General features: G+C 44.8%; 2 protein-coding genes and 1 pseudogene. All 3 read left to right on the top strand.

The features are described from left to right. The first annotated feature begins 147 nt into the window (after positions 1 to 147). A complete protein-coding gene (locus WB217_RS17835) occupies positions 148 to 1,767 on the top strand; it encodes a long-chain fatty acid--CoA ligase (RefSeq protein WP_423994644.1) in 1,620 nt (539 codons plus the stop codon). Between the two features lie 278 nt (positions 1,768 to 2,045). Further along, positions 2,046 to 2,813, top strand: coding sequence for an SDR family NAD(P)-dependent oxidoreductase (locus WB217_RS17830; RefSeq protein ID WP_423994643.1), 768 nt, complete (start codon positions 2,046 to 2,048; stop codon positions 2,811 to 2,813). A 45-nt stretch (positions 2,814 to 2,858) separates the two neighbouring features. Then, positions 2,859 to 3,008 (top strand): annotated as a pseudogene (locus WB217_RS17825) (ArsR/SmtB family transcription factor); the annotation flags it as partial.

The raw sequence follows: 3,008 nt of genomic DNA, 5'->3' as shown, positions 1-3,008 counted from the left end.
GCAGTACCGCCGCCGAAAAAAGGAGAACATACCGATGCTATTTTAAGAGAATCACTTGGAGTGAATGAACAGCAAATAAGTGATTGGCAGACAAAGGGTATCTTATAAAATTCATATTTTACGAGAAGCGGAAGGGGAAATGTCGGTATGATGAATGTTCCACTGACAGTAGGATCACTATTGGAAAGAGCAGAGAAGTTTTTCCCGAAAAAACAGGTAGTTTCACGGACTTTATCTGGAATCCATCGGTTTACTTACAAGGAAATAGGCGAACGCACCCGCAGACTTGCCAGTGCCCTTGAAAAGCTTGGGATTAGCAAAGGAGATAGGGTCGGAACGTTTGCCTGGAATCATCATCGCCATCTAGAAGTCTACTTCGCTGCGCCGGGGATGGGTGCCGTGCTGCATACAATCAACATCCGCCTGTCTCCGGAACATGTCTCTTATATTATCAATCATGCAGAAGACAAGGTTTTATTAATAGATGAGGATTTGCTGCCGCTGATTGAGCGGAGCAAGGAGCAATTTAAAACCGTAGAGGCCTATATCATCATGACAGACAAGGATGAGCTTCCAGAAACAACGCTTGAGCCAGTCTACTCATATGAAGCCTTGCTCCGTGAAGCTAGCCCGAATTTCGAATTCGTGAAGGATCTCGATGAAAATGACCCGGCTGGAATGTGCTATACCTCGGCAACGACAGGGAATCCAAAGGGTGTAGTGTACTCTCACAGAGGAATCGTCCTGCACAGCTTTGCATTTGGATTGGCGGATACCGCGGCACTTTCGGAATCGGATGTCGTCCTTCCAGTTGTGCCGATGTTTCATGCCAATGCCTGGGGGCTGCCGTTCGCTGCGACCTGGTTCGGATCGACTCAGGTACTGCCAGGGCCGCTGTTCACGCCGAAGCTGCTGGCAGAGCTGATCGAAAAGGAGAAAGTAACTTTTACTGCTGGTGTACCGACCATTTGGCTCGGCTTGCTGAACGAACTCGAAAATGGAAGCTATGATACTTCTTCGTTACGGTCCATCGTCTGCGGAGGTTCAGCAGCGCCACGAGGAATGATCAAAGCCTTCGAAACGAAATATAAAATTCCGTTCCTTCACGCTTATGGCATGACGGAGACGACTCCGCTGGCGACGGTATCACGCCTTAAAAGCTATCAGGTCGGCTTGGACGAGGATGAAATCCTCGACATCCGCTCCAAGCAGGGACTTCTTGTGCCAGGCCTGGAAATGAAAGTAATCGGAGGCAATGGAGAAGTCAAATGGGATGGCGAGGAAATGGGTGAACTCCTGCTTCGCGGACCATGGATTGCTGATGAGTATTATAAGGATGATCGTTCTAATGATGCGTTCAAGGACGGATGGCTGTACACTGGGGACGTAGCAACCGTTGATGAAGAAGGCGTCATCAAGCTTGTTGACCGCACCAAAGACCTAATCAAGAGCGGCGGAGAATGGATTTCGTCAGTTGATTTAGAGAATGCATTGATGGCACATGAAGCCGTATTCGAAGCGAGCGTCGTTGCCGTGCCGCATCCGCAGTGGCAGGAACGACCAATTGCCTGTGTCGTCTTGAAGGAGCAGTATAGGGATCAAGTCGATAAGCAGGAGCTGCTCGATTTCATTACACCCCAATTTGCCAAATGGTGGCTCCCAGATGATGTCGTCTTTATGGAAGAAATTCCTAAGACTTCAGTAGGTAAGTTCCTGAAAAGAGCCCTGCGCGACCAATTAAAGGACCATCTGGCGCAGAAATCATAATCAATAATGGCCGACCGCATTTTGCGGCCGGTTTTTTAAGTGCTCTTATGAGGCGACTGCGAATAAGATCTTAGCCAATTCAAAATGCTAATTCGCTAACCATCAATGAAGGTTCAAAATAAATTCCATTCGCTCCTATTCTGATTGTTTTACTAATAACATTGCTCTTTGGTCAAAATGTAAAACTTGCAGGTAAAGGATAATTAATATACTATATGTTTAAACGCTTAAACATTTAAACACTTAAACATTAGATATAAATCAGGAGGTATTTCAATATGAACAAAACAGTTTTGATCACTGGAGCCACAAGCGGTTTAGGATATGAATTTGTAAAGATGTTTGCTGCCGATGGCTATGATTTAGTACTGGTAGCACGGAATAAATTGAAAATGGAAGAGATAAAGAGCCATTACTCAAATACAAAAGTTACTGTTATTGAAAAAGACTTAAGCAAGCAATATGCAGCCAAAGAGGTTTTTGAGGAAGTTAAAGCTGCTGGTATCACGATTGATACTTTAGTGAATAATGCAGGTTTTGGGTTAATGGGTAAATTTGAGGAGCTGCACATTAGCAAACAATCGGAAATGATCCAATTGAATATCGCCGCACTTACTGAATTGACATATTACTTTTTACCTGAAATGAAGAATAGTTCTAATGCAGCCAGAATTCTTAATGTTGCCAGTACTGCGGCTTTTCAGCCCGGCCCTTTAATGGCGGTTTATTATGCAACGAAAGCGTACGTTCTGTCATTTTCAGAAGCATTGGCTGAAGAGCTGACTGATACGAATGTAACAGTAACCACGCTATGCCCGGGAGCCACAAAGACGAATTTTGCTTCCGTTGCCAATGTTGAAAAGACAAAAATGTTCAGCGGCGCGATGTCATCACAAGAAGTTGCTGAAGAAGGGTACCGAGCACTTTTATCTGGAAAGCGGGTAGTCATCACTGGCAGCACGAACAAACTCGGAGCGTATGCCGCGAAATTCCTCCCAAGAAGGTTAGCAGCTAAAATAGCCAAATATGTTGCGAAAGAGGCATAACTGCGTTTTAATATTGGAAAAAAGAAGAATAAAGGAGATCGTTCAATGGGGGAACAAGCAATCGATGTTTTTCGTTCGTGTATACCGCTCTTTACTGCATTAAGTGATCCAGCCAGGCAGGATATCATATTGCTTTTGGCTGAACATGAGAGCTTAAGTGTTAACCACATTGCAGAGCACTCAACTTTATCGAGG

The organism is Mesobacillus sp. (assembly GCF_049588175.1).
In the GTDB taxonomy this organism is placed as follows: Bacteria; Bacillota; Bacilli; order Bacillales; family Cytobacillaceae; genus Mesobacillus.
Note: the sequence above shows the minus strand (reverse complement) of the source record. Positions and strands in the feature narration are given on the sequence as shown.

What these genes read in the sequence shown, in the direction of transcription:
- WB217_RS17835 (WP_423994644.1), top strand. Translation starts at nt 148, where the DNA reads ATGATGAATGTTCCACTGACAGTAGGATCACTATTGGAAAGAGCAGAG.
- WB217_RS17830 (WP_423994643.1), top strand. Translation starts at nt 2,046, where the DNA reads ATGAACAAAACAGTTTTGATCACTGGAGCCACAAGCGGTTTAGGATAT.